This is a genomic window from Desulfosporosinus acidiphilus SJ4 (assembly GCF_000255115.2).
Classification (GTDB): domain Bacteria; phylum Bacillota; class Desulfitobacteriia; order Desulfitobacteriales; family Desulfitobacteriaceae; genus Desulfosporosinus; species Desulfosporosinus acidiphilus.
The window spans coordinates 2,824,603-2,851,254 of the sequence record NC_018068.1 but is presented as its reverse complement, the minus strand read 5'-3'; the positions used below and the strand labels follow the sequence as shown (position 1 = coordinate 2,851,254).

Below are 26,652 nucleotides of genomic sequence, written 5' to 3'. Positions count from 1 at the left end.
AGATTTGAAAGTCCAAATTATGGCTGATTTTCAACGTTTAATTAAAATTCGCTCCCAAAATAACGAATCTCTCTTAAATTAAATATGAAACTTATTTCTTAACTCTTTGCTAATTGGTGTTGGAGGAACCTATAAGTTTTGGGGTGAATTTAAATTCTATTCGACCCAAATAATTGCTCCTGCTCCTTGAGTTAATCCGCCGCAAATTGCGCAAGCCGCGTAGCCGCCGCCATTTTCTTTGAGATTATAAGCAGCAGTCATCATGATTCGTGCCCCGCTTGCTGTGTTGGGATGGCCTACAGCAATGGCGCTTCCGTTAGGATTGAGCTTTTCTTTAAGTTTCCGGTATTGAATATCATCATTATCTAAGATAGGTTTATCTGAAGCTTCTTTGACCATTGTCTTGTAGTCACTCTTTAAGAATCGTTCATTAGACAAGAGTTTAAGTGAAACTAAAGGGACGCAGGCAAAGGCCTCATTAATTTCAATATAGTTAAGATCATTCATGGTTATTTTTGCCTCATCAAGACATTTTTTAATGGCAAAAGCAGGTGATACCGGCATAATTCTTGGCTGCAAGGCAATTGCAGAAATTGCAACCAGGGTATAAAGAATAGGCAGACCCAATTTCTCGGCATTTTCTCTGGTTGTAATGATCTGGGCAGCAGCACCGTCATTCATTCCTGGAGCATTGCCTGCTGTACAGGTTGGATTGCCGAAAATCGGTTTTAATTTTTCAAGCTTATCCATACTGATATCGGAACGGAATTGCTCATCGATATTTAAGACTTTGGAAGAAATGACATTTCCCTTTTTATCCTTTTGAGTTAACTCAAGGGGGTGCATTTCATTTTTGAAAAATTCCCGCTCCCAGGCCTTACCGTATTTAACATGACTGCTTAAAGCTAACTCATCTTGTTCTTCGCGGGATACGCCATACTCAATGGCAACATTGCCGGAATCTACTGCAACAGGTGCATAGTCCTTGTAGCCAAGGGGAATAATCGGATCTTCGACCATAAAGGAAGAATGCTTTTTTCCTTCCCAGCGAATATCCCGCAGTAAAAAGGGAACAGTGCTGAAACTCGTTGATCCCCCGGTCATGACAATTTTGGCTTCCCCAAGTTTAATGCTTCGGGCTCCGTATTTAACGGTACTGAGAGCTGAGGTGCAGGCTTGATCATAAGAGATGGAAGGGGTCTCGGGTGAAATCCCAGCTTTCAGCATTGTCTGACGAGCGACAACTGGAGTAAATGGATCTTTTGTGCTGGTAGTATCACCATTGCCCCACCATACTTCATCGATGCAGGAGGGATCGAGGCTGATTTTTTCCATCGCGTTTCTCATGGCAATGGCCCCAAGGTCGTAAATGTCGATATTCCTCATGGAACCGCCGAATTTACCAAAAGGTGTTCTGACTGCGCTGACGCAAACGATATCGTCCGTGCTTTTTTGAAAGCTCATATTAACTTCACCTCGTTATTAATTATAAAACTATTAACTATAGAACCCGGCCATAGATTTCACGGTACTGTCGTTTAAGCTCATCTCTAAAGTTGGGATGGGCAATGCTGATAAGAGCTGCGGCCCTTTCCTTTTCTGATTTACAGAATAAATCGACAGCACCATATTCAGTGGCGACCCAGTGAACATCATTGCGAGTTGTAGTGACTGGGGTTCCCGGCTTTAATTGACAGGAGATTCTGGAAATCGTTGCGCTTTTAGCCGTAGACTGTAAAACAATGACCGGTCTGCCGTTTTTGGCAGCCGCTGCGCCGCGAATAAAGTCTAATTGTCCGCCAATGCCGCTGTATTGCTTAGCCCCGAGAGCTTCGGCACAAACTTGACCGCTTAAGTCAATTTCTAAAGCAGAATTAATGGCGACCATATTATCATGTTGGGCAATGATGCAAGGGTTGTTGACGTAATCAACGGGATGAAATTGAAACATTGGATTTCTATCGATATATTCGTAAACTTTCTTAGTTCCTTCTGCAAAGGTTACAACAATTTTTCCAGGATTTATGGTTTTTTTAGAGCAATTAACGATTCCGGCCTCAATAAGATCGATGAGACCATCGGAAAACATTTCCGTATGTATCCCCAGATCTCTTTTATCTTTGAGGTAATGAAGTATAGCATCGGGAATTGTTCCGGCGCCCATTTGGAGAGTGTCGCCATCGTTAATAAGCCCGGCGACATTTCGCCCTATGGCTTGAGTAACCTCATCCATGGCCGCAAAACGATTAAGTTCCAGTAGAGGACCATCGTTTTCGACAATGTAATCAAGATCACTGACATGAACGAAGGTATCTCCATAGGTTCGAGGAACATTAGGATTCACTTCAGCAATGACGGTCTTTGCACATCTAACTAACTCTTTCGAGTGATCTACGGACATTCCCAAGCTGCAGTAACCATGTTCATCAGGCGGACTAACCATTGTGATGAAGACATCAGAGCCCAAATAACCTTCGCGAAAAGCCCGAGGAAACTCATGAAACATCAGAGGAAAGAATGTTCCCCGGTTTTCCCAGACGGATTTGCGGGTATTGGCCCCTACGAACATAGATTTTAGAATAAAATGGCCTTCCATTTCAGGTTTGCAGTAGGGCGAACTGCCAAGAGCAACCCCTTGAATAATGGTAACATTTTCTAAATCTAAGTAACGTTTGACAAGAGCATTTACAAGTAGTTCTGATTCACTTGCTGCATGGCCGGGTATAACAAAATCTCCTGACTTAACGACTTTCACTGCTTCGTCAGCAGTTGTCAGGCGGCTCTTATACGTTTCTCTCCAATCCATTGAGAAAATACTCCTTTCAAGACAATGAATTTTGTGACAGTCTCCAACTATTGCAAGAATAATGCCAAATTTAGATTGTGTGAATTTAAACAAATAGAACAGTAAAATTATGTTAATATCAATTCTCTCAATAGTCTTAATAATAAAATATATGGTAAATCTGCAACATTAAACGTTGCAGATTTACCATATATTTGCCAAGTATTCGAAGGCTTTAACAATCAAGAGCGTAAGGTGGAATCAGAACTATCTAATTACAGAGAAAACCGCCATCAACGAACAATGTTTGACCGGTTACATAATTTGAGGCTTCAGAACTGAGATAAATAATAGTCCCTGCCAGTTCTTCAGGATCCGCCATTCTTCCCAAAGGAATGCGTTTGAGAATAGATTCTGCATCATTTAAGGAATCATTCATTCTGCTTTTGAAGTACCCCGGACCTAGGGCATTGACATTGATATTGTAAGGTGCCCATTCCAACGCCAGGACTTTTGTGAATTGGATAACGGCTGCTTTCGAAGCAGAATAAGGGCCTCGGGTCGGCAGTGCTTGAGACCCGATAACAGAAGTAATGTTGATTACTTTTCCTTGTTTCTTTTTCATAAAGATGGGCCCAACGGCTCGTGAGCAAAGAAAAATACCTTTCAAGTTAACGCGTATCACTTCGTCCCATTGTTCCTCTGCCATGTTGATACATAATTCCCGGTGGTTGACCCCGGCGTTATTAATGAGAATATCAAGGGTACCGTATTCGGTAAGGGTTTGCTTTATCATATTGTCAACGCTCTGAGCATTACCCACGTCGACTTGGACGGAAATACTTGACCCACCTCCTTCTATGATGGTGTCTCGTACTTCATTTGCCTTCGACAGAGTTCTGCTGGCACAAACGATTGATGCTCCTGCATCAGATAGGATTTGAGCCATGACTGCGCCTAAACCCTGTCCGGCTCCTGTAACAAGGGCAACCTTTCCCTTTAAGTTAAAGATGTTCTTCATTCTAAATCCCTTTCTTTTCTTAGGGTCTAGGAATATAGAGCAAGGCTTCACCATCTAAGACGGTTTCCTCATTCTGATTCGCACAACGAGTGTGGAGCTTAAGCATGCGTTTATTTTCAAGTTTATCAATGATGGTAGATTCTGCCGAAATGGTATCATTCACATAAACAGGTTTCGTAAATCGAACAGTTTGAGAAGCATAGATACTGCCGAGGATCTTACCCAAAGTAGCTGAAATAAATCCTAAGACATAAATTCCTGGAACAATAATGTCCTTAAATTGAGTTTTTCGGCTGTATTCACGATCAAGATGAATCGGATTCATATCACCTGTTAGTCCGCACCATATTACGATATCGGCAGAGGTAATAGTTTTAGCATACTTAGTGGAATCACCGACGTTGAATTCTTCCCACTTTTTTATGGAGTTTCCGTAGTCCATGATTAATCACCTCACTTAAATTGATTAGCAATCAGGATGTTGCAAATTTTATACCAGAAAAATCGATCAGGCTTTATTGGCACCCTTTTTGCATCACAAAAAATAAGAAAGAGAAAGGGGGATTGTTTTTTGCAATTAAGAGATGCGGTTATCGTTGCGCCGGTTAGAACGCCTGTCGGTAAATGCGGCGGAGTTCTTGCAGAAGTTCCGGCCTATAAGTTGGGTGCGGCAGTTATTAAAGAGACTATAGCAAGAGCGGGGATAGATCCTCTGGAAATTGACGATGTGATTATGGGGAATTTGTTTTCTTTCGATGTGGCCAATATGGCTCGCATGTGTGTGCTTGAAGCAGGCCTGCCTCTTCAAGTACCGGGAATGACCGTTGACCGGCAATGTTCCTCAGCCCTAAATGCTATTATGTTAGCTGCTGCTCTAGTCATGAGTGGTCTTGGCGATGTTTATATAGCAGGAGGTGCTGAAAGTGATTCGCGAAGACCCTATGTCATGGAAAGGGCGGATAAGGCTTATAAAGTGCAAACAGCTCCAAAGTTTTTTGGCATTCAAGCGTCTCCTCCACAAATCGGCAATCCACCCATGGGAATAACTGCCGAAAATGTTGCTGATCTTTATGGAATTACGCGCAGTGAAATGGATGAATTTGCCCTTCAAAGCCATAAAAAAGCTTTGGTTGCAATCGAACGAGGAGCGTTTGATGAACAGATTGTACCGATCACAATTCCGCAGCGCAAAGGTTCTCCGCTTATTGTTAACCGAGATGAGTGCCCTCGACCGGATATTAGTTTGGAAGCTTTATCGAAATTAAAGCCGGCATTTAAGGAGGGTGGTACTGTTACCGCGGGCAACAGTTCTCCAATGAACGACGGAGCTTCTGCTTGTGTTGTAATGTCGAGAGAAAAGGCTGAAGAGATGGGACTCGATTGGATGTTAAAGTTCAAAGCCTATGCGATTGCAGCATTGGATCCCAATTACATGGGTTTAGGTCCTATTCATTCAACACGCAAACTATTAAAACAAACGGGTACGGTGATCAAGGATTTTGATGTTTTAGAATTAAATGAAGCCTTTGCTGCCCAATCTATAGCGTGTATTCGAGATTTAGGGATGGATATGGAAAAGGTCAATGTCAATGGCGGTGCGATTGCTTTAGGACATCCGCTTGCGGCTACAGGCGGAATTCTAACAGCCAAACTTGCTTATCTTATGCGTGAGCGGCAGCTTAAAAATGGTCTGATTTCTTTCTGCTGTGGCGGCGGACAGGGTGTAACAGCATGGTTTGAAGCTCGATAAAGAAGATAAAGAGATAAATTCATACTTCAGTAAAATGAAACAAGCCCGTTGATTTAACGAACTCACAGTGAAATCAACGGGCTTGTTAATTATTCGAGTATTGTACAATCTTTAAAAATTAAATATAATTAAATATACTCTACAATTTTTTGTCAGTGAATCATTTAGCATTAAATAATCAACAAAAGGGTGAAAGAAATGATTGAGACAAAAAGTGCTCTTGGGATTGACTCTTACTACCTTAAAGAAGTCATGGATAATTCTTATGATTCAATTTTTGTGACTGATGCCCAAGGCAATATTATAATGGCTAATTCTACGTCTGAACGACTTTTGAACTTACCCGCTTCGGAAATGGTGGGTAAAAATATTAGAGAACTTATAGAAAAAGGCTATTGGAATAAGTCGATTGCCTTGGAGGCCATTGAAAAGAGAACGACCGTGACCGGAGTCATCAAAACCAAGGCTGGAGTCAATCTTATGTGTACCAGCCGGCCGTTATTTGATGCTAATGGAACTATGACGATGGTCATTAGTAACAGCCGAGATGAAGATACGCTGGTAAAATTAGCCCAAACTTTGGACAAAGAGAGAGAACTTGTCCAACGGTATAAAGACGAAGTTCAATATCTAAGAAGTCAAGGCCTTAAGAATCGTCATTTAGTTGCAGAAAGCCCGGCCATGAAGAATCTGCTGCTAAAAGCGAATGCAGTGGGTCCCACGGACTCTTCGGTCCTGTTATATGGTGAATCAGGCACGGGTAAAGAAATATTGGCAAAGTATATCCATAGCATTAGTCATCGATCGAGAGAAGCCTTTATTACAGTTAATTGTTCGGCGATTCCCGAGAATTTAATTGAAGCAGAATTGTTTGGTTATGAAAAAGGATCTTTTACGGGTGCAGATACCAAAGGAAAGCCGGGATTATTTGAACTGGCCGATAAAGGAACGATCTTCCTTGATGAAATAGGAGAGATGCCCCTTATACTGCAGGCAAAATTACTGCGTGTCTTGGAAAACGGCGATGTGAGAAGGATAGGGGGCACAACTTCAAGAAAAGTTGACTTTCGCCTAGTTTGTGCTACAAATCGTGATTTGAAAATTATGGTTGCCGATAGAACCTTTCGTGAGGATCTATTTTACCGGATCAACGTTGTTCCCCTGCGTTTAACGCCTCTGCGCGAACGATCTGAAGATATTTTAGCCATAAGCAAGATCTTCTTGGAAGAATTGAACAGGAAGTATAGTTACGACAAAGTATTTGCCGACGAAACGCTCAGAGGATTTTTGAACTATAGTTGGCCGGGTAATGTCCGAGAACTCCGCAATTTAATTGAACGTCTCGTGATAACGACCGTGGGGCATGTTATCGACTATCAAGTTGAAGAAATAACAAATTCACCACGGAATCTACGCGTTAATACCACTCAGAAGCAGAGTCGGGAAGATAAAGGAAATGAGACCTTTTGCATTTCTGTCAGTTCCAAAGCTCCACTTAAGAAAATCATGGATTATATCGAAAAGGAATATATTAAAAATATTTTAGAAGAATGTCATGGATGTGTGAGTGAAGCCGCTCGGATCTTGTGCATGGACCGGTCAGCAATCTACAGGAAAGTACACGTTGTTAATCTGAGAGATCAGGAATTTAATTAATATGGATATTAATTTTTGGCCTCTTCAACGGTGTTGGAGAGGCTCTGATTTTTAATACTAAGCGTTTAAGTTGAGAAAATAGCACATATTGCAAATTTGCCACATTGAATATTGTATTTTTGCAATATAAATAGATATAAGCGAATTAATAATTATCCGAAGATTCAAAAAAGACGGTCTACTAGCCTGCAAAGTCGTTGTAAAATAGTTATTTGAAAACTGGCATATTTCTTGCTTGTTTGAAATTTAAAGTGTCGAAGGCAGTTAGCGAAATAAATTAATTAATTTTTTTGAGGAGGAAAAATAAATGGAAGATGTATCTCGTCGCAAATTCATGAAACTTTCCGGAGTTACGTTGGCAACGTTGGCTTTTCCTGGCCTTCTGGCAGGATGCGGAACATCCACAACTCAGTCCGGTGAAAGCAAAAAGGAATTTGTGATAGGGGCTATCGGCGCGATGACAGGACCTAGCGCTCAATTAGGCAATAACTTGAAGTATGGTGCGACGGTTGCCGTCGATGAGATCAATGCTAAGGGCGGGATCAATGGAATTCCCGTTCGTTTGGTAATACTCGACGACGAGGCTGATCCCACTAAATCGCTGAATCTAGCGCGTGAACTTGTGACTAAGGACAAAATTGATGCCTTTATTGGTCCAACAAATACAACGTGTGCAATGGCAATTCAACCTTACCTGAATCAGAATAAAATTATCCATCTCAACGGCGGGTGTACCGGAGCGGCTCTCATCGATGCCCAGAAGTATCCCTATTCATTTAGAACCCATATCAACGACCGGGATCAAGCTACTTATATGGTCCAACGAGCTGTGAAAAAAGGACGTCAAAAGATAGCCATGGTTCATGATACTACGGCACTGGGAAGCGGAGCATTAACTGATATGCAAAATGCTTTCAAACAAGCGGGTAAACAGCCGGCTGTCGATTGCCCTTATACTGTCGGCGACGTTGATATGCTGCCTGTAGCGCAAAAAATTAAGGATGCCCAATGTGACTCGGCTTTGTTATTTGCCTTAGGAGTTGATGGAGCTCATATTGCCTTAGCCCTCCAGAAACTTGATTATTTACCTCCCAAAATCGAACTTCATGGATACACCGCTGAAGGTATGCCTGCCTACCGAGATCTCGCTAAAAGTGCCGCTGCAGGGTCGCTTTGCAATACGCCAACTAAATGTACCTATAAAGAAAATCAACCGATTCCCGAGCGCCTGAATAAGATAATAACAGCCTACGAAAGTAAATTTGGCGCCGATGCTACCAATCAGATCATTTTTGCAACGTCCGTTTCTTTCTATGACTGTGTTTATATTATTAAGCAAGGTGTAGAGGCAAGTAAGAGCTATAATTCTGAGAAGATTAAGGGGGCTATTGAATCAATTTCAAACTACGATGGCGCCAACTCTGATTATCATTTTAGTTCAACCAAACATGATGGCAATGATCCTTCGCAGTTGTCGGTGGGTTTGGTAACATCGGCTAAAAAGGGATTGTTCCAAATCGTTGAGTGAAAAAACGTTCGTTTGCATAAACACAACATTTGGTGGGATAACTTGCGAAGTTGTTCCACCAAAAAATTCTAAGAGGCTGAATTCAGAGAAAACCATCAAAATATAATCATAGGAAGTGATGAGAATGTTTCAGGCTTTAGAGAGTGGCATGGTCATGGGAAGTATCTATGCGCTCCTGGCCCTAGCTATTAATATCATTTACTCCACGACCGGGATTATCAATTTTGCCCATGGGCAAATTGTTATGTTAGGAGCTATGTTCGCACTCACTTTTATCGTGACCGCGGGGATTCCGTTTATTCCAGGTCTTATCCTGGCCTGCATTGTTATTGCAATACTCGCCGTCTTCCTATATTACGGCACGGTACGGCCTTTTGGGGATAAATTGGGCAATTCTCTTGGATGGCTGATGGCAACCTTGGGTGCAGGTACAGTATTTACGAATGCCGCCATGCTCATCTGGGGTACCCAACCGCAAGCATTTCCGCCGATTGGCGGGCCGCAATTAGTCAAGGTCCTTGGTATTAAAATACTCCCTCACGATATTTGGGTTATGGTTATAACTTTATTCATCGCTCTCTTTTTTAATGTCGTACTGGGGAAAACAATCCTTGGGAGTGCTATCAAGGCAACATCATTTAGTCATAATGTGACGAAGCTCATGGGAATAAGTTCCAAGAGAATTGTCATAACCTGTTTCGCTATGAGCGGTATTATTGCTGCTATTGCCGGTATATTGATCAGTCCGATTACTTTTGTCGGGCCTGAAATGACAGCCACGATAGGTTTAAAAGGATTTGGGGCCGCCATCATTGGCGGTGTGGGAAACAGCAAAGGGGCTTTTGCGGGGGGATTATTATTAGGAATTTTGGAAGCCCTGGCAATGACCCAAGTATCACCGGGGTATAAAGATGCCATAGCCTTTTTGATTATGATTATTGCTATCAGTATCAAACCGGAAGGGATTTTTGGGGTGGCATATGAAAAGAAAGTATAATAAAGAGCAAATCATTGTGTTTATTTTGGGTTTGCTGGTACTGATTGGATTTCTAGCCGGTCCGGCAACCGGTGACTACTACTTAAGGCTTTTTGCCCTGACGTTAATCTATTTGATCCTTACCACAGGACTTAATATCGTTGCGGGATATGCAGGACAGGTTTCGCTGGGCCAGGCGGGTTTGTATGCAGTAGGCGCTTATGCCGGAGGTATCCTGGCGGTCAAATTTGGGATGTCTTTTTGGGTAAGCTTGCCTATCGCTATGGTAGCAGCCGGTATTTGCGGATTTATCGTGGGCATACCGACCTTAAGAGTATCGGGACATTATCTGGCTCTGGTGACGATTGGATTTGGCGTCATTGTGGAAATACTTTTAGTCCAGTGGATACCACTGACGGGAGGACCCGCCGGTATATCGGTACCTCTTATTGGAATAGGAGGGCAGCCTCTAAGTGAAAATCAGGTCTATTATCTGATCTTGGTCATATGTCTCTTGGTATTATTCTTCGTCAAAAATATTATTAAAAGTCCCATAGGAAGAGCCTTTTCGGCTATAAGAGACAATGAAATAGCAGCGGGCTGTATGGGCATTAACATCATGGGTTATAAGTTGATGGCCTTTGTCCTAAGCGCGGTCCTAGCCGGATTGGCGGGCTGTCTCTATACGTATTTAAGCAGTTATATTAGTCCGGATACATTTAACTTTAATCTTTCGGTTTTCTTCCTGTTAACCATAATTATTGGCGGACAAGGTACGATGGCCGGCCCGATTATCGGTACGTTGTTGTTGACCATTCTCCCCGACTACTTGCAGGCCTTAGAGCAGTATCGCTTAATTGTTTATGGATTATTAATGATTGTTGCCGTCATTGGTTTGCCCTATGGAATCAGCGGTGCGATCATTAGGAAATTTCCGAAATTAATTGAAGTGGAGAAACCCGAGAAAATTGAAGCTGATCCCATTGAAGACAGGCACGACAACAATGACGAAGATAAGCTGCTGGTACTTGACAATGTCACCAAACGATTTGGTGGGCTGAATGCTATTAAAGACATGTCTCTGACCGTTAAAAAAGGCTCGGTTCATTCTTTAATAGGACCGAATGGCGCGGGCAAGAGTACGATGATTAATATCATTACGGGCGTTTATAAACCCAATGAGGGGCGAGTTGTGTTTAATGGCCGGGAATTAAATAATATCAAACCTTACAAAATTGCTCTGGCAGGAATCAGCCGTACGTTCCAAAGCGTTCAGGTTTTCGGGAAAATTAGTGTTCTGGAAAATATAATGGTCGGCGGACATGGGCAATACCGCAGTAACTTGTTTGATTTCACGTTTAAATCACGTCGAGGACGTAAGGAAGAAACAATCACTCGCGAACGTGCTTGGGCATTATTAAAGATGGTGGGGTTGGAAGACAGAGCCAGCGAATTTGCCGATAGTTTATCCTCCGGTCAACAGAGATTGCTGGAAATTGCCCGGGCTTTGGCTATGGAACCGGATTTGCTTTTATTGGATGAGCCGGCAGCAGGGCTTAACGAGATTGAGATCGGAAATTTGGCCCAAATCATCGAGAAAATTAAGGCTAAGGGAATTACTATCCTTTTAATCGAACATCACATCGATTTTGTTATGGATATATCAGACGCCATTACTGTTCTGAACTTTGGTAAGAAGCTGGCTGAAGGCACCCCGATGGAAATACAAGGGAACCAGGAAGTTATTGAAGCTTACCTTGGCAAGAACGAGGTGGTGGAAGTATGTTAAAGGTTAATGCTATTAATGTGAGCTATGGTAAGGTTGAGATTATAAAGCAGGTTTCTTTCGAAGTGAATCAGGGAGAAGTCGTTGTTATTATCGGAGCCAATGGAGCTGGAAAAACTACAATCATGAAAACGGTAACAGGTCTGCTTAAGCCAACTCAAGGCGAAATTATGTTTGAAGGTCAAACTATCTCCCGCACACCGGCGGAGAAAATAGTGAAACTGGGGCTGGCAATGTGTCCTGAGGGCAGACAAGTATTTCCTCAACATACTGTATATGAGAATCTTGTGCTTGGCGGATATCTTATTAGAAAAGATAAGCAAATGTTTTTGAAAAATATTGAGCAGATGTACAGCCTTTTCCCGATTCTCAAAGAAAGATCAAAACAGTTTGCCGGGACATTGAGCGGCGGAGAACAGCAAATGTTAGCTATTGCCCGGGCGATGATGTCTAATCCTAAATTATTATTGCTTGACGAGCCTTCTGCCGGTTTAGCACCTATTTATGTTAAAGGTATTTTTGACATGATTAGGAAACTTTCCGAGCAAGGGACAACGATATTACTTGTTGAACAAATGGCTAACATGGCTTTAAAAATAGCCAATCGAGCCTATGTACTTGAAACAGGTCGTATTGCCCTGGGTGGAACAGCTGAGGAAATTATGAATGATCCCAAAGTTGTCGAAAGCTATCTCGGAGCGAAAAAGTATTAAGCAGTTAAATGTAGTTATAATCCATTAAGTAGTTATTAAGGAAGAAGGAGTTATAAATGTCGAAGTTTGAGGGGAGAATTGCCGTAATTACAGGCGGGGCCAAAGGAATCGGAGAGTCCATTGTGAGAAAATTTTATGATGAGGGCGCAAAGATCGCGATTATTGATGTTGATGCTGCGGGGGCTCAACAATTGGCCTTGGAGCTTGACCCCAGCGGCAATAAGGTTATTGGTCTGGGATGCAATATTGTCAATAGACCTGAAGTAAAAGCTGCTTTCGAAGCAATTGCAGCAAAGTTCGGGACAGTGGATATTCTGGTTAATAACGCGGGAATTACTCGCGATGCAATATTTCATAAAATGACAGAAAAACAGTGGGATGATGTGATTGCCGTTAATGGCAAAGGTCTTTTTAACTGTACCCAAGAAGCGTGGATGATTATGAAGGCTCAAAAATACGGAAAGATTTGCAATTTGTCCTCAACCAATGCCAGCGGTGAAGCCGGGCAGGCTAATTATGCCTTTACCAAAGCAGGTATTATTGCCGTAACTAAGAGCTTGGCTAAGGAAGGCGGAAGGCATAATATAAATGTTAACTGTGTACGTCCCGGTGTGATTGATACTGAGATGATGCGGGCCGTACCGGAAAATGTGCTGGAGGATTTAGTCAATAAGACCGCCTTTAAACGAATGGGTACTCCGTCCGAAGTTGCTGACACCGTTGCCTATTTGTGCAGTGAAGAAGCCTCCTGGGTTACCGGCGAAGAACTTTTGGTTGCCGGGGGATTTATGTACAGATAACACGGTACTTGAAAAAGGTGTCTTAAGCATGTGCGATCTCTAGTTTAGCTGCTTTAGTTCGGATTTCAACGAACTAAGGCAGTTTAATTTTGTAATGACTCAATATAAAAGTAAGTGTTGGTTGTCGAATTTGAAAACGTTACGAAGGTTTTAATGCAGGGCAACAAGCATTTAATAATGAAAGCAATATTTTATTTTGAAAAAACTTACCAAGACTATATTAATAGTTTATGGAGAAATTATAGTTGGTGAGATTAATCTTAGAAACTTTGCAATATGATGATAGTTAGATAATAGAGGAGGTTATGTTTTAATGAGAAATCGAAATACGAACGTAACTAAATATAATGAATCAAATCATCGGAATCTTAAGCGTGATATTAATATCCCTAGTATTGGTTACAAAATGTTTCGACTTACTTCCAAAAGCTCTGATAATGTTTGAGGCCAAACAAAAACATCCTGGAGTGGATCATACCTCTCCAGGATATTTTATGAATTAAACTTACTTATTTGTTAAAAGAAGAATAACTTGTTAAATCTGTATATCCATTTCTTTCATTCTTCTGTAGAGGGTATTTCTTCCGATACCAAGAAGTTTGGCAGCAGGAGCAATTTTTCCTTTAGTTTGAGTAAGCGCATAAAGGATTGCATGTTTAGTCTGTTGCTCAAGTAAGGGTTCCGGGTCTCTTTGGGGGCCGGATTTTTTAAATTCATCGGGTAAGTCATCAACGGTCAAAATTGGACCTTCGGCGAGAGCAACCATACTTTCAATACAATTCTCAAGTTCGCGGACATTACCTGGCCATTTATGGGCCAGAAAGTACGGATATACTTCCTCTTGGATGCCGATGATTTGTATGCCAAAGGATTTACTGGCTTTGCGGATAAAATAGGGAACCAGATCTCTTATATCTTCTGTACGTTCCCGAAGCGGTGGCAATTCCAAGGTCACAACTTTTAAACGATAATATAAATCGAGGCGGAACCGATCAGCTTCCACAAGAGCGGAAAGATCTTTATGGGACGCCGCAATAACACGAACATCAATTTTAATGGTTTTTGTATCGCCAATGCGGCAGACTTCCTTCTCTTGAAGAGCGCGCAGCAGTGCAACTTGAACATTAAGGGGCATATCCCCAATTTCATCGAGGAAAATGGTTCCCTTGTCCGCTAATTCGAATTTTCCGGGCTTGCCTCCACGGCGTGCTCCTGTGAAGGCGCCTTCGACATAGCCAAACAGTTCGCTCTCAACCAGTGAAGAAGAAAGAGAGGCACAATTCAAGGCAATAAATGGTCCTTCTCGCCGCGGGCTCAGTTGATGGATTGTTCGGGCAATAATTTCTTTTCCCGTCCCGCTTTCTCCGTGAATCAGCACTGAAGAATGTGTTGATGCCACTTTGGAAGCCCTTGCCAAAGTCCTTTGAGTAAGCTGACCGTGGCCAATCCATAACGAGTTATTAGACATGGCTGAGGAGTCCGCGGTAATTTGCAGAGTACCTACCGCCCCTAAAGAATGGCCCTTATCATTAACCACTTTTTTTAAGTGGGAAGAAATTTCATTGCCGTAGCTATTTTTGATTTTCAGGTTTAAGGAACGGCCGTTTAACATCCAGCCTTTGGGTGAACTGAAAATATCGGCAGCAAGCTGTCCAATAATCTCTTCCTGTTTGCGCCCAAGAAGTGCGGCGCCTAAAGTGTTGATGTTCGTAATGATGCCGTTTCGATCAATGGACAGAAATCCCTGATTTAAAAGGGAAGAAGCGAGTTTTGCACCTTCTTGATAAAATTGCAGTTGATGTTCTAATTCGAAAATCTGCAGGTTTTTTTCGATCATGCTTGCCCCCATTCGGGCAATGCTAAGGATTTTTTCACGATCATTACTGGCCTCACCGCTAATATCAAATACACCGAGGGGTGCCCCGTCGGAAGTTTGAATAGGAGCAGCCCAGCAGGCCAAAAATTGATTGTCCCGTACAAAATGTTCCCAACCGAAGACAGAGATAGGAGCATTATCACGGAGAGCCGTTCCAATGGCGTTAGTTCCTCTGATTTCTTCACGCCAGCTCGCTCCAGGACTAAGATTTACTCTTTGAGCTTTACTCATAAAAGAAGTGTCACCGGTAGCCTCGATAATGTAGCCCTCTTTGTCACAAAGCAAGACTGTATAATTCGTACTTCCCAGTAAACTGAATATATAGGGTAATACTGATTCACCCGCTCGGATTAGTGATTCTTGGGAAGCTCGGCGTTCATCAAGACGGGGTTTTGAGAGAATGTCCTGACTAGAAATCAGTCTATAGTCCACTTGAAATTCAATGCTTCTCTGCCAGGACCGATAGATGGAAGGAGTCACTTCCGCTTCGACGCTTTCTCCATTGATAAAACGATTCCAACGATTGCTCATACTCTTCCCCTTCTCTCTAGCATAAAAGGGGCTCATCCCCTATATTGTCAGAATAACACAAATATTCTTAACAAACAACCATAGAAGACTCATCAAAGTGCTCCATTATGGAACACTTTAAATGAACACAAAGATCGGAAATGGAACATTTTTATTATTCAATCAATTCTGTGTGGATTATAAACACATAGTAAATAGGAAAAATTATATAGTTTTCTAAGATTAAACTAATATAATCGAATAAATTATCTTCATAATAAATAAGGTTTTTTCTTAAAAAGCTTAAAGCCCAACGAAGTTTTTCTATTGTTGGGCTTTGAAGTTAACTGTTTCAGACATTGATTTATTTACCGAAAGAACAATGGGGGTATGAACAAACAGGGCAGTCAAGGCAAAGCCCACCATGCCCAGTTTTGACAATATCAAGGCGCGACAGTCGCTCTCCTGCAAGCAGCCGTGGGGCAAACAGGTCAAATGCTGTTGTCTTGGAATACATAACGCATCCTGGCAGCCCTAGAATTGGAATGTTCCCCATATAGGCCAGTAAAAACATGGCGCCGGGCAAAACAGGAGCGCCGTAGGTAATGAGTTCGGCTCCCATTTCTTTGATAGCCGTTGGGGTTACGTCATCGGGATCTACCGACATACCGCCGCTGACCAAGATCATGTCGGCCCCTTGATTCAAATGATCTCGGATAGAGTGCTGGATCATAGAGATATCGTCGCTGGCAAATGTCTGCCCAAGAACAACAGAACCCCAACCTTCAACCTTAGCCTTCAGTACCGGGCCAAACTTATCTTGGATTCTTCCCTGAAAGACTTCACTTCCGGTAGTGACAATACCAACTTTAAACGATTTTAGTGGACGAACTTCAAGAAGCGGAGTCGAAAAAGTATTGGCAAGTCGTTCAGCCTCAAGAACCAGCGTTTCATCAATCATAAGGGGAACAACACGGGTTCCTGCAATTTTAGCCCCTTTTTTCACAGGGCGGTGATTGTGAAGTGTAGAGAGAATAATGTATTCCAAGGAATTTAAAGCTAAAATACCATCTTCTGAGACATAGAGGAGCCCATCTTGTGCAGCGGTGAAGGTAATCTTACCTTCCTTAGGTTCGTCAAGGGTGATCCCAGGCCCGCAGGATGCTTTGGCAAGGCGCTCTGCCGCTTCATTTTCATGAATCAGACCGGGGGTTTGATCCCAGACATAGATATGCTCTTTTCCCATACTGAGCAGAACAGGAATGTCCTCCTCCCGCACCACATGGCCTTTGCGAAACCTTGGACCTTTGGTGATACCCGGGATAATTTGGGTCATGTCATGAATTAAGACGGCACCAACAGAATCTTGAACTTTAATTTTTTCCATAGTAATTGCGCTAACCTCCAATTCGTGCAGGAGAAAGGTGCAATAAAAACTAACCCATTATGGGATTAATTTTAACTTTCAGAGGTTTAAGCTGGCTGAGGAAGGTAAACACTGGCTACTTTTATGGTAGCGCATTTTCTTCATGAGATCAAGTTAAGATATCTTAACTAAACACAATGGATAGTTACTGTTTAATTATTTGGCATAATTCTTGCATTTCATTCACTAGAGAAAAGCTCAGTAATCTTAAATTATTGAAAGTTATGACTGTTGAGTAAAAAAGGATGGGGGGTAATTTTCAGTTGAATAATAGCTGGTCTGGAAGGGAATGCTTTATTGGTAAAAGCTGGCTTGCCATTAGAATGAATCTAAAATTATAGTACTCCATTAACACTGGCTAATAAGGAAACGAACATACTTTTTGGAAATAACCATAAAGGAGAGATAAATTTGCTAAAGAAGAAAGTAATGATTAACGGTAACCCTCAGATTTTAATTGTCGACGGTGAGACAACCCTCTCAAATGTACTGCGTGGACAAATGCATCTGACTGGAACAAAAGTGGGATGCGGAAAAGGTCAATGCGGCGCCTGTTCCGTGATCATGAATGGAAAAGTAATTCGCTCATGTGTTACGAAAATGAAAAGAGTTCCCGATAATGCAGAAATAACAACCATTGAAGGCGTAGGGACCAAAGAGCATTTGCATCCTCTGCAGCTTGCTTGGATGATCCACGGAGCAGCTCAATGTGGGTTCTGCAGTCCGGGATTTATTGTTTCAGCTAAGCAGCTCTTGACAGAGAACATGAACCCTTCAAGAGAAGAGGTTCGGGATTGGTTTCAGAAGCATAGAAATGCCTGCCGCTGCACAGGATACAAACCTTTAGTAGATGCCGTTATGGATGCGGCTCGTCTCATGCGGGGAGAAGTTACTACCGAAGAGTTATGGTGTAAATTACCTGAAGACGGCCGAATTTGGGGCAGTAAATATGTTCGCCCGTCAGCCTTGGCTAAAGTTACAGGGACTTGGGATTTCGGTGCTGATCTCGGACATAAAATGCCTGGTGGAACCTTACATCTGAAACTGGTTCAGGCAAAAGTATCACATGCCAATATTCTTTCTATTGATACATCAGAAGCGGAAAAAATGCCCGGCGTCTATCGAGTCATCACTGCCAAAGATGTTAAAGGCAAAAACAAAATTACCGGTTTAATTACTTTTCCGACCAACAAAGGGGATGGTTGGGATCGTCCGATCCTCTGTGATAAGAAAGTATTCCAATTTGGCGATGCTATCGCGATTGTTGCCGCTGATACGCCGGAACATGCCCAAGCCGCCGTTGAGAAGGTTAACGTAGAATTGGAATTACTGCCGGAATATATGAGTGCTCCGGCAGCCATGGCCGACGATGCTCTGGAGATTCATCCCGGAACCCCGAATGTTTATTTTGAAACGAAGCTTGTGAAGGGTGACGATACCGCTCCTCTTATGGATTCTGCGGATGTTGTGGTGGAAGATGATTTTTATATTGGACGTCAACCCCATATGCCCATTGAGCCTGATGTAGGCTTTGCCTTTTTCGACGAGGAAGGTAAATTAATTATCCACTCCAAGAGTATTGGAATCCATCTCCATCAAGCCATGATTTGTGCAGGGATTGGGATGGAGCCTGAAAAACTGATCTTAGTTCAAAACAACGCGGGCGGAACCTTTGGCTATAAGTTCAGTCCGACTATCGAAGCTTTATTAGGAGTCGCGGCAGTTGCCACCGGTAAGCCTGTTTACTTGGAGTTTGACTATTATCAGCAGATGACCTATACCGGAAAACGATCTCCTTTCTTTATCAATCTTAAATATGGTGCTACTAAAGAAGGTAAATTAATTGCCATGGAATCCGATTGGACAGTAGATCATGGTCCCTATTCTGAATTCGGTGATCTGCTGACCATGAGAGGCACTCAATTTATTGGTTGTGGTTATAATATTCCCAACATCCGCGGCAACGGCCGGACGGTATGTACCAACCATGCCTGGGGTTCCGCCTTCAGAGGGTATGGATCACCGCAAAGCACCTTCTCCTCTGAGGTCCTAATTGATGAACTTGCCGAAAAACTGGGTATGGATCCCTTTGACTTGCGTTATAAAAATGTCTACCGCCCCGGCGATACAACACCCACCGGCTGTGAACCCGATGTCTATTGCCTGGTGGATATTATGGATAAACTTAAACCTGAATACGACAAAGCTAAAGAATGGGCCAAACAGCCGCCGTCAGATCCCAATAAAAAACGCGGGATCGGAATGTCCATCGGAATCTACGGATCTGGCTTAGACGGGGCGGACAGTTCCGCAGTTAATGTGGAACTCACGGCAACCGGCGTAACGGTTTACACCTCTTGGGAGGATCACGGTCAGGGAGCTGACATGGGATCATTGGCTACCGCCCATGAAGCGCTGCGTCCTTTGGGAATTAAACCTGAAAATATTAAGCTTGTCATGAATGATATGGAGAGAACTCCTAACAGCGGTCCTGCCGGAGGAAGCCGTTCCCAAGTCTTAGTCGGAAATGCTACCCGGGTGGCTTGCGAAGCGCTGCTGGAAGGAATTAAGAAAGAGGACGGAACCTTCCGAACCTACGAAGAAATGATCGCTGAAAATCTGCCGGTGCTCTTCCAAGGCGCTTGGACAGCACCAGCCTCGGAGTGCAATGTGGAGACCGGACAAGGTAATCCCTTCGCAGTCTATATGTACGGTGCCTTCTTATCTCAAGTTGAAGTCGATACTACTACCGGTAAAACTACTGTTGTAAAGATGACGATGGTTGCCGATGTCGGTAAAATTGCCAATAGACTGGTGGTTGACGGACAACTATACGGCGGATTAGTTCAAGGTCTTGGCCTTGCTTTAAGTGAAGATTTTGAAGACCTGAAGAAACACTCCGATCTTATCGGTGCTGGACTGCCGTTTATCAAAGATGTACCGGATGATATTCAACTTCTCTATGTGGAAACCTATCGTCCTAATGGTCCCTTTGGCGCCGCCGGTTCAGGAGAACTGCCCTTGACCTCACCCCACGCTTCTATTATAAATGCTATCTATAATGCCTGTGGTGTACGGGTAACTCATTTGCCGGCCCGTCCGGAAAAGGTGCTCGCCGGCCTTCAAGCTAAGGGTTAAAGATTAAATCTGGGGCAGGGAGCCTGAAAATGATCCGTTGATTGCAGGTTCCCTGCTTCATCCATAACATAGGAAATCGGGTGTTGCTTATGGAACAAGAGGAATTAAAACGACTGGAAGATAAGTGTACCCAAGAAAATCCTCCGGACTGTATCGCGGGCTGTCCAATTCATGTGGATGCCCGCAAGCTGATGTCCGACATACAAAAAATGGATTTAAAAAGCGCTCGGGCAACCTTGCAAAAGAAACAGCCCTTTCCCGGAATTATTGGCCGGATTTGTGATCACCCCTGTGAGGATGTTTGTAAACGCAGAGATGTTGGATCACCTATTTCAATTGCAGCCTTGGAAAGATTTTGTGTGCAAAATCAATCCGGAAACACACAAAAGGCGGGGATAATTCCGGAAAAAAGCCAGACTGTAGCCATAGTAGGTTCCGGACTGAGGGGGCTGACTGCGGCCTATGATTTGGCTAAAAAAGGGTATAAAGTCACATTGTTTGAGAAGACCGATCGAATTGGCGGAAACCTCTGGGATTTTCCTGAAAACCAATTATCGCCGCAGGTTATTGGTGAAGAACTTTCCGTCTTATCCCGGCTTAAGGTTCAGATAGAAGTGAATAAGGAAATAACATCACGGGATTTAGCTAAACTACAGGAGAACTTTAAGGCTTTGTATCTGGGGCTTGCCAAGCAATCTCCTGATGCGCTTGATCTTCTTGGAGAAGATTACGAAGTAGATCCGGTTACCTGTGAAACAACGACCAAAGGTATTTTTGGCGGAGCCCTGGCGGACAATGACTCCCCCATAAGGTCTGTGGCTGATGGCCGAAAAGCGGCAATTTCCATCGACCGTTTTTTACAAGGTGTTTCTTTAACGGCATCTCGTGAAGGCGAAGGGTCTTTTGAGAGTAAACTGTTCGTCAATACTAAAGGAATTGAACCACTGCCGGCAGTACCCATGAGTAATGAACAGGCAGGATACACCGTTGAAGAAGCTGTTAAAGAGGCCGCCAGATGTTTGAATTGTCAGTGTCTGGAATGTGTAAAGGCCTGTAAATACATAGAGAACTATGGAAGTTATCCCAAGAAGTATCTGCGCCAAATCTACAATAATAATTCCATCGTCATGGGCATGCGGCATGCAAATAAAATGATCAACTCCTGCAGTTTGTGCGGGTTGTGCGCAGAGGTTTGTCCCCAAGGGTTAGACTTGGGAGAGGTCTGTAAAACAAGCCGGGAAAGCATGGTCAGCAAAGGAAAAATGCCTCCCTCGGCTCATGAGTTTGCTTTGCGTGATATGGACTTCAGCAACAGCGATAAGTTTGCCTTAACCAGGCATCAACCGGGCTATAATTCCAGTAACTATGTTTTCTTCCCGGGTTGCCAATTAAGCGCTTCGTCTCCTGATCAAGTAGAACAGGTTTATAAATTCCTGATGGAAAACCTTTCCGGAGGCGTAGGTTTAATGCTGCGCTGCTGCGGTGCCCCGGCTGATTGGGCGGGTGAAAAAGACCTATATCGAAATAATTCAGAAGTTTTAGCGGCCGAATGGGAACACTTGGGCAAGCCGCAGATCATCACAGCCTGTTCCACCTGTCATAGTATGTTTCGAACGAAGTTTCCGGACATAGTTTCTCTGTGGGAGCTGATGGCAGACATGGAACTCCCTGTGCAAGGCAATAAGCTTAACGGAGGAAAAGTGGCAGTTCAAGATGCCTGCACAACGAGACATGAACCGTCGATCCATAATGCTGTCCGAGAAATTTTAAAGAAGCTGAATTATGACATTGAAGAATTGCCTTACAGCAAAGAATTAACCAAGTGCTGCGGCTATGGCGGACTGATGTCTTTTGCTAACCGTGAATTAGCGCAAACAATTGTCGAGGACCGCATCAGTGAATCCGACGTGGATTATGTTGCTTACTGTGCTATGTGCAGAGATAGGTTTGCCTCCAAAGGCAAACGTACATTACACATCTTAGATCTGGTTTTTGAAGACGATCTCGAGCAGGCTGCAGTCAAACCAGGTGTTGGTTTTTCTTACCGCCATGAAAATAGGGCTAAATTAAAACGCAAACTGCTGCATTCGTTGTGGCAAGAAACTCCGTCCGCTAAGGAGGAAGCCTATATGAGTATAGACCTTCAATTAAATGACAGGGTTTGGGAAATCATGGAGGACCGGCATATTCTTATTGAGGATATCCAACAGGTTATTGAGTACGCGGAGCGGACCGGAAGAAAGTTTATTAATCCTGATAATGGTCATAGTTTGGCTCATTATCGTCCCCTCAGAGTGACGTATTGGGTTGAATACGAACCTCAAAATCAAGGTTTTGTCGTTTTCAATACGTACTGCCATCGCATGGAAATTGTGGAGGGAGCTCATGAATAAGACACCAAAACAGACGGAGAAAACGGCTTGGAAATGCGGAAAATGCGGCGGCGAACTGGAACGGGGTTTGGTTAAGGCCTCTTATTTGGGCAATGATTTTGAAGTTGAAGAACTAAAATGTCTTAACTGCGGTATAGTGCTCATCACAGAGGAATTAGCGTTGGGCAAAATGTTCGAAGTCGAGCAAAGCTTGGAAGATAAGTAAAGGGGGATGCATGATGCCGGCCGATGCCTTTCGGATGTTTCAACTGGCGGCTCAAGGATTTTGCTGCAGCCAAATCATGTTAATCTTAGGGTTAGATACTTTGGGAAAAGAAAATCCTGACCTGATCAAAGCAATGCATGGTTTGTGCGGGGGAATAGGAAGGTCGGGAAAAACCTGCGGGGCTCTGACCGGAGGGGCTTGTTTGATAGGTTTAAACGCCGGGAAAGGCAATCCCGGTGAATTTGGGCATCCCAAAATCAACATGATGCTTCGTGAACTCTTAGAGTGGTTTGAAGATGTTCATGGCAATACGGATTGTGAAGGGATTTTGGACCAGTCACTGGATGAAGGGAACGAGTATCCTGTTCGCTGCGGCAATATTGTGTCAGCTACCTTAAATAAAGTTGAAGAGATTTTGGCTGCTTATTCGGAAGATATTGAGTCAGAGGAAGAGGATTATTAAAAGTTGAGATAAGGTTTCAAAGGACAAAGACAGAAGTAGAGACTCAATGATTCCGATAGTTGGATATTCGGATACACAGATATTAGATATTAGAGATTAGAGATTAGAGATTAAGAGACTAAGAGATTAAGAGACTCGGACTGGAGACTTAAAACGGTATGAAAAATAATAATGTTTTAAAAGTCTATGAAAGTGACGTTCTTCGCCAGGTAACCGGTGATCCCATAAGGCCGGGGGGATTTTTCTTAACCGATCTGGGAGTGAAGTACTGTAACTTTCTCCCCGGTGCCAGAGTTTTAGATGTGGGGGCAGGCACCGGGGCAACGGTAGAACGTTTAGTTTGTCAATACCGGCTCCAAGCCATAGGCATTGATCTCTCGGAGGTATTAATAAGGATTGGTAAACACAGGAATCCAGACTTAAATCTGATATGCGGGCAGGGGGAAGACCTGCCCTTTCCAGCTAACTACATGGATGGGATATTTGCTGAATGCACCTTGTCTGTAATGGAAGATCCGGATCAGGTATTAAAAGAGATTTGCAGGGTACTCAAACCGCGTGGCTGGTTGATCATAAATGACGTGTATCCCCGCAATCCGGATGGGCTCACAGCCCTGCAAGACCTCAAGCTCGACTCTTGTATCAGAAGGGCGATCCCTAAGGAAGAACTGATTAGAAAGCTCAGTAATCAAGGGTTTGAAATCGTAAATTGGAGTGATCATTCCAATTTGTTGATTCAATTAACCGTTGATCTGATTATGACCTATGGATCTATGACTAATTTTTGGCTAAAATCCGCTTCCTGCTCAAGCTCTGTTGATCCGGCCGTTGTTCAGGAAGCGATTAAAAAAGCAAAGATGGGTTATTTCCAACTGATTGCCCAAAAGACGTTCTGTTGAAGATAGTGAGGAATTAACAGCAGATGGACATTACAGATAGAAGTTTAACGTCCGCTACCGAGAGTTTGTGTCCGGACTGCTTGCAGAGAATTCCGGCTCAAAGAGTGGTTCAGGGGGAAGATGTTTATCTTGTGAAACGCTGCCCTGAGCATGGTGAGTATCGAACTCTGGTATGGCACGGAAGCCCTCTCTGGGACTCCTGGGTCAGACCGACAATTCCTACCCCGCCCAGGGAATGCTATACACCGGTTGTGAAAGGCTGTCCCTTTGACTGCGGCTTATGTGCAGAGCATTATAAAACAACTTGTACGGCGTTGCTTGAGGTTACACAGCGCTGCAATCTAAACTGTCGATTTTGTTTTGCTAATGCAGGAACGGAGCTCGACGAACCTTCTTTAGGAATCATTGAAGGATGGTATAAAAAGGTCCTTGCTGCCAGCGGTCCTGTGAATATACAGTTATCCGGCGGTGAGCCGACGTTAAGGAACGATTTGCCGGAAATCGTGAAACTGGGCAGGGAGTTAGGTTTTCATTTTATCCAAATTAACACAAATGGCCTGCGGCTGGCCGAGGATTGCCTTTTTTTGAGCCGTTTACAGAAGGCCGGCCTGAGCTCGGTTTTTTTACAATTTGATGGTACCGAAGATCAGGTTTACCGCGCAATCAGAGGGCGTAATCTTCTGGATATCAAAGTCAAGGCCATAGAAAACTGCGCTGAGTATGGAATCGGAGTCGTTTTGGTGCCGACACTTATACCTGGAATAAATACCGATAACATCGGGGGAATAGTAAAGTTTGCCTTAGACAATCATCCTGCCGTCCGGGGTGTCCACTTTCAACCCGTAAGTTACTTCGGAAGAATTCCCCAAGAACCTCTGGACCGAGATCGGATAACGCTCCCGGAAGTTATTCAAGCCATCGAAGAACAAACGGGCGGGCTTATCAAAGCGGCTAACCTGAAACCACACAATGGCCGTTGTTCCTTTAGCGGCAGTTTTACGCGCAGAGCTGACGGAAGTATCAAGCCTATCGTTAACAATTCGTGCTGTGAGGGACTGGAACGAGCGGATGAATTAGCTAAAAAGACTCGAACCTTTGTAGCCAGGCAGTGGTCGGGAGCTGATAGTTTCAAAGTTCGGAACTCAACTACCGATACCGGCGATTCCTGGGACAATCTAATTCAACAACTTAAAACCTATGCTTTTTCCCTTAGTGGCATGGCTTTTCAAGATGTCTGGAACTTGGATCTCGAACGTTTAAAAAATTGTTGTATTCATGTTGTAAGCCCCGAGGGTAAGCTGATTCCTTTTTGTGCTTATAATCTCACCGCTAAAAATGGGCACTCAATTTATCGCAGGGGGAGATAAAACTTGAACATCAATACCACCCCGCTCGAACCATGGATATTGCAAAAAATTACCGGCAGCAGTTCGGGAGTCTTGACTCGAAAACTTCTTGAAGACTACCAGTTAACGAAACTGCGGGAAACCCTGCATGGGGTAAAAGGCAAAAGCAGATTTTATCAACGTCACTATGAGGGATTGGATTGTACAATAAAAAATATAGGTGATTTAACTAAACTGCCTTTTACTACCCCTGAAGACATCAAAGACAATCCTCTGGATTTCCTGTGTGTTTCCCAAAATGATATCAGCAGAATCGTCACCTTACAGACTTCCGGTACCACAGGAAAACCTAAACGCCTCTTCTTCAGCGAATCAGATCAGGAATTGACCATTGATTTCTTTCATCATGGAATGTTAACGTTGGTTAGCCCAGGGGACAGAATCTTGATTTTACTTCCGGGTGAAATCCCAGGCAGTGTCGGAGACCTGCTGCGTTTAGGGTTAGAAAGGGCAGGCGCCACAGGGATAGTACATGGAATCGTCAGTAACCCCGAATCTGCACTTGAACATATAATTCGGGAGAACATCAATGTGATCGTCGGGATACCGACCCAAGTGCTGAATTTAGCCAGGTTTATCCAATCAACTGGCAGTTCAACTTTACTAAAGATAAAAAGTGTGTTGTTAAGTACCGACTATGTACCTTTAACGGTGGTCAATGAGCTAAAAAGGTTCTGGGGGTGTCAGGTATTTAACCACTACGGTATGACGGAAATGGGGTTTGGCGGCGGGATTGAATGTGCAGGTTTTTGTGGTTACCACCTGAGAGAAGCAGACCTATATATTGAAGTTATCGACCCGCGTACTGGAGAACCTGTTCCTGACGGCGGACCAGGGGAAATTGTCTTTACAACTCTGACCAGATCAGCTATGCCTTTAATTCGCTATCGCACGGGTGATATTTCCAGGTTTTTGCCGAGCCAATGCTCCTGTAACACAGTTTTGAAGCGTTTGGAACGGTTAAAATCCAGGGATCGCGTTTTTCTGAATGAAATTGATTTCTTGTCTATTTCCGATTTCGACGAAGTTCTCTTTTCATTAAGCGATGTTGTTGATTTTGAAGTAATTCTAACGGAGCAGGAAAAGCATAATCGTTTAAACATTACTATTCAGTTGAGGGAGCCTGTTTCGACGGCAATAGAACGGATAGTCTTGCAATCTATTGCTGAAATCCCCGCCTTAAAGGCTGATGAACAACGCGGCAACTTAAAGGTACACCTTAATTTCACTTCGTCTCCTGAAATAAATTCTCTAAAAAGCAGTGCCAAGCGACAGATTCAAGACAGAAGAAAAAGTGTCTTAAATTGAACGAATAAGAAGT

Annotated in this window: 20 protein-coding genes; 14 read left to right on the top strand and 6 right to left on the bottom strand. The window is 43.3% G+C overall.

All coding sequences use genetic code 11. The annotated features are described in order from the left end of the window. Positions 1-156 precede the first annotated feature (156 nt). The 4 genes from DESACI_RS12965 to DESACI_RS12950 form a co-directional block, all read right to left on the bottom strand. Positions 157-1,464 (bottom strand): thiolase family protein, encoded by a 1,308-nt coding sequence (locus DESACI_RS12965; RefSeq protein WP_014827648.1) that lies wholly within the window; start codon positions 1,462-1,464, stop codon positions 157-159. Positions 1,465-1,501: 37 nt separating this feature from the next. Further along, positions 1,502-2,806, bottom strand: a complete 1,305-nt coding sequence (locus DESACI_RS12960; protein WP_014827647.1) for an acetyl-CoA hydrolase/transferase family protein — start codon at positions 2,804-2,806, stop codon at positions 1,502-1,504. A gap of 250 nt (positions 2,807-3,056) precedes the next feature. Further along, positions 3,057-3,806: an SDR family NAD(P)-dependent oxidoreductase gene (locus tag DESACI_RS12955; RefSeq protein ID WP_014827646.1), complete on the bottom strand. Its 750-nt coding sequence runs from the start codon at positions 3,804-3,806 to the stop codon at positions 3,057-3,059. 19 nt (positions 3,807-3,825) lie between these two features. Continuing rightward, positions 3,826-4,248 (bottom strand): MaoC family dehydratase, encoded by a 423-nt coding sequence (locus DESACI_RS12950; protein WP_014827645.1) that lies wholly within the window; start codon positions 4,246-4,248, stop codon positions 3,826-3,828. 129 nt (positions 4,249-4,377) lie between these two features. On the opposite strand from DESACI_RS12950, the gene DESACI_RS12945 reads away from it, so the two are divergent. From DESACI_RS12945 to DESACI_RS12915, 7 genes are all read left to right on the top strand, one after another. Beyond that, positions 4,378-5,556, top strand: a complete 1,179-nt coding sequence (locus tag DESACI_RS12945) for a thiolase family protein (RefSeq protein WP_014827644.1) — start codon at positions 4,378-4,380, stop codon at positions 5,554-5,556. 198 nt (positions 5,557-5,754) lie between these two features. Beyond that, complete coding sequence (locus DESACI_RS12940) at positions 5,755-7,212, top strand: sigma-54 interaction domain-containing protein (RefSeq protein WP_014827643.1); 1,458 nt, start codon at positions 5,755-5,757, stop codon at positions 7,210-7,212. A 307-nt stretch (positions 7,213-7,519) separates the two neighbouring features. Then, positions 7,520-8,740, top strand: coding sequence for an ABC transporter substrate-binding protein (locus DESACI_RS12935; protein WP_014827642.1), 1,221 nt, complete (start codon positions 7,520-7,522; stop codon positions 8,738-8,740). Between the two features lie 124 nt (positions 8,741-8,864). Beyond that, positions 8,865-9,737 (top strand): branched-chain amino acid ABC transporter permease, encoded by an 873-nt coding sequence (locus DESACI_RS12930; protein ID WP_014827641.1) that lies wholly within the window; start codon positions 8,865-8,867, stop codon positions 9,735-9,737. Then, a complete protein-coding gene (locus DESACI_RS12925) occupies positions 9,721-11,505 on the top strand; it encodes a branched-chain amino acid ABC transporter ATP-binding protein/permease (RefSeq protein ID WP_014827640.1) in 1,785 nt (594 codons plus the stop codon). Before DESACI_RS12930 ends, DESACI_RS12925 begins: the two co-directional genes overlap by 17 nt. Beyond that, positions 11,499-12,215 carry an ABC transporter ATP-binding protein gene (locus DESACI_RS12920; protein ID WP_014827639.1) on the top strand — a complete coding sequence of 239 codons (717 nt, stop codon included), beginning with the start codon at positions 11,499-11,501 and terminating at the stop codon, positions 12,213-12,215. The genes DESACI_RS12925 and DESACI_RS12920 overlap by 7 nt, the downstream gene beginning before the upstream one ends. A 56-nt stretch (positions 12,216-12,271) precedes the next feature. Next, on the top strand, positions 12,272-13,015 hold the full coding sequence (locus DESACI_RS12915) for a glucose 1-dehydrogenase (RefSeq protein WP_014827638.1): 744 nt from the start codon (positions 12,272-12,274) through the stop codon (positions 13,013-13,015). Between the two features lie 535 nt (positions 13,016-13,550). On the opposite strand, the gene DESACI_RS12910 is transcribed toward DESACI_RS12915, so the two are convergent. Both DESACI_RS12910 and DESACI_RS12905 read right to left on the bottom strand, forming a co-directional pair. Next, on the bottom strand, positions 13,551-15,422 hold the full coding sequence (locus tag DESACI_RS12910; protein WP_014827636.1) for a sigma-54-dependent Fis family transcriptional regulator: 1,872 nt from the start codon (positions 15,420-15,422) through the stop codon (positions 13,551-13,553). 343 nt (positions 15,423-15,765) lie between these two features. Then, positions 15,766-16,788 carry a molybdopterin-binding protein gene (locus tag DESACI_RS12905; RefSeq protein WP_014827635.1) on the bottom strand — a complete coding sequence of 341 codons (1,023 nt, stop codon included), beginning with the start codon at positions 16,786-16,788 and terminating at the stop codon, positions 15,766-15,768. A gap of 450 nt (positions 16,789-17,238) precedes the next feature. Here DESACI_RS12905 and DESACI_RS12900 point away from each other — a divergent pair, with 450 nt between their 5' ends. The 7 genes from DESACI_RS12900 to DESACI_RS12870 all read left to right on the top strand — a co-directional run bounded on the left by DESACI_RS12900 (position 17,239) and on the right by DESACI_RS12870 (position 26,639). Then, positions 17,239-19,965: a molybdopterin-dependent aldehyde oxidoreductase gene (locus DESACI_RS12900; RefSeq protein ID WP_014827634.1), complete on the top strand. Its 2,727-nt coding sequence runs from the start codon at positions 17,239-17,241 to the stop codon at positions 19,963-19,965. Positions 19,966-20,054: 89 nt separating this feature from the next. After that, positions 20,055-22,358 carry a pyridine nucleotide-disulfide oxidoreductase/dicluster-binding protein gene (locus DESACI_RS12895; protein ID WP_041276491.1) on the top strand — a complete coding sequence of 768 codons (2,304 nt, stop codon included), beginning with the start codon at positions 20,055-20,057 and terminating at the stop codon, positions 22,356-22,358. After that, complete coding sequence (locus DESACI_RS12890) at positions 22,351-22,563, top strand: DVU_1557 family redox protein (RefSeq protein ID WP_014827632.1); 213 nt, start codon at positions 22,351-22,353, stop codon at positions 22,561-22,563. The genes DESACI_RS12895 and DESACI_RS12890 overlap by 8 nt, the downstream gene beginning before the upstream one ends. 13 nt (positions 22,564-22,576) lie before the next feature. Next, on the top strand, positions 22,577-23,026 hold the full coding sequence (locus DESACI_RS12885) for a DVU_1555 family C-GCAxxG-C-C protein (protein WP_014827631.1): 450 nt from the start codon (positions 22,577-22,579) through the stop codon (positions 23,024-23,026). Positions 23,027-23,184: 158 nt separating this feature from the next. After that, positions 23,185-23,925 (top strand): DVU_1556 family methyltransferase, encoded by a 741-nt coding sequence (trsM, locus tag DESACI_RS12880; protein ID WP_014827630.1) that lies wholly within the window; start codon positions 23,185-23,187, stop codon positions 23,923-23,925. 23 nt (positions 23,926-23,948) lie between these two features. Further along, positions 23,949-25,292: a radical SAM (seleno)protein TrsS gene (gene trsS, locus DESACI_RS12875; RefSeq protein ID WP_014827629.1), complete on the top strand. Its 1,344-nt coding sequence runs from the start codon at positions 23,949-23,951 to the stop codon at positions 25,290-25,292. Between the two features lie 3 nt (positions 25,293-25,295). Then, a complete protein-coding gene (locus DESACI_RS12870) occupies positions 25,296-26,639 on the top strand; it encodes a DVU_1553 family AMP-dependent CoA ligase (protein ID WP_014827628.1) in 1,344 nt (447 codons plus the stop codon). The last annotated feature ends 13 nt before the right edge of the window (positions 26,640-26,652 follow it).

Bases quoted from the DNA above. Each gene is read 5' to 3' on its own strand.
- DESACI_RS12965 (WP_014827648.1), bottom strand. From the start codon at position 1,464: ATGAGCTTTCAAAAAAGCACGGACGATATCGTTTGCGTCAGCGCAGTC.
- DESACI_RS12960 (WP_014827647.1), bottom strand. From the start codon at position 2,806: ATGGATTGGAGAGAAACGTATAAGAGCCGCCTGACAACTGCTGACGAA.
- DESACI_RS12955 (WP_014827646.1), bottom strand. From the start codon at position 3,806: ATGAAGAACATCTTTAACTTAAAGGGAAAGGTTGCCCTTGTTACAGGA.
- DESACI_RS12950 (WP_014827645.1), bottom strand. From the start codon at position 4,248: ATGGACTACGGAAACTCCATAAAAAAGTGGGAAGAATTCAACGTCGGT.
- DESACI_RS12940 (WP_014827643.1), top strand. From the start codon at position 5,755: ATGATTGAGACAAAAAGTGCTCTTGGGATTGACTCTTACTACCTTAAA.
- DESACI_RS12935 (WP_014827642.1), top strand. From the start codon at position 7,520: ATGGAAGATGTATCTCGTCGCAAATTCATGAAACTTTCCGGAGTTACG.
- DESACI_RS12930 (WP_014827641.1), top strand. From the start codon at position 8,865: ATGTTTCAGGCTTTAGAGAGTGGCATGGTCATGGGAAGTATCTATGCG.
- DESACI_RS12925 (WP_014827640.1), top strand. From the start codon at position 9,721: ATGAAAAGAAAGTATAATAAAGAGCAAATCATTGTGTTTATTTTGGGT.
- DESACI_RS12920 (WP_014827639.1), top strand. From the start codon at position 11,499: ATGTTAAAGGTTAATGCTATTAATGTGAGCTATGGTAAGGTTGAGATT.
- DESACI_RS12915 (WP_014827638.1), top strand. From the start codon at position 12,272: ATGTCGAAGTTTGAGGGGAGAATTGCCGTAATTACAGGCGGGGCCAAA.
- DESACI_RS12910 (WP_014827636.1), bottom strand. From the start codon at position 15,422: ATGAGCAATCGTTGGAATCGTTTTATCAATGGAGAAAGCGTCGAAGCG.
- DESACI_RS12905 (WP_014827635.1), bottom strand. From the start codon at position 16,788: ATGGAAAAAATTAAAGTTCAAGATTCTGTTGGTGCCGTCTTAATTCAT.
- DESACI_RS12895 (WP_041276491.1), top strand. From the start codon at position 20,055: ATGGAACAAGAGGAATTAAAACGACTGGAAGATAAGTGTACCCAAGAA.
- DESACI_RS12890 (WP_014827632.1), top strand. From the start codon at position 22,351: ATGAATAAGACACCAAAACAGACGGAGAAAACGGCTTGGAAATGCGGA.
- DESACI_RS12885 (WP_014827631.1), top strand. From the start codon at position 22,577: ATGCCGGCCGATGCCTTTCGGATGTTTCAACTGGCGGCTCAAGGATTT.
- trsM (WP_014827630.1), top strand. From the start codon at position 23,185: ATGAAAAATAATAATGTTTTAAAAGTCTATGAAAGTGACGTTCTTCGC.
- trsS (WP_014827629.1), top strand. From the start codon at position 23,949: ATGGACATTACAGATAGAAGTTTAACGTCCGCTACCGAGAGTTTGTGT.